This is a genomic window from Prevotella sp. SGI.167, from assembly GCF_050313615.1.
In the GTDB taxonomy this organism is placed as follows: domain Bacteria; phylum Bacteroidota; class Bacteroidia; order Bacteroidales; family Bacteroidaceae; genus Prevotella.
This window is the reverse complement of sequence record NZ_JBNPLT010000164.1, coordinates 1-244: the sequence shown is the minus strand read 5'-3', so window position 1 is coordinate 244 and position 244 is coordinate 1. Positions and strand designations below refer to the sequence as shown.

General features: G+C 41.8%; 1 protein-coding gene. It reads right to left on the bottom strand.

From position 1 onward, the window contains the following. A partial coding sequence (locus tag ACQRBJ_RS16355; protein WP_445304273.1) for a helix-turn-helix domain-containing protein occupies positions 1 to 233 on the bottom strand: 233 nt, incomplete at its 3' end. Positions 234 to 244 lie beyond the last annotated feature (11 nt).

Genomic DNA, 244 nt, shown 5'->3' with positions numbered 1-244 from the left:
ACATTATTGAGAGCTGAACGATTTTCACGAAACAGATAGTCGGGGGAAATGTTCAGGGCTTTACATAATGCGATGAGAATGGTACTGTCTGGCATACTCTCGCCTCGTTCGTATTTGGACACGGATTGTTTGGTGACAATATCATTCATCATCACACAGAGTTGTTGCATGGACAAGCCTCGCATCAGACGTGCGTTGCGCAGTCGCTTAGAAAATATATCTTTTAGTTCCATAATTAATCATT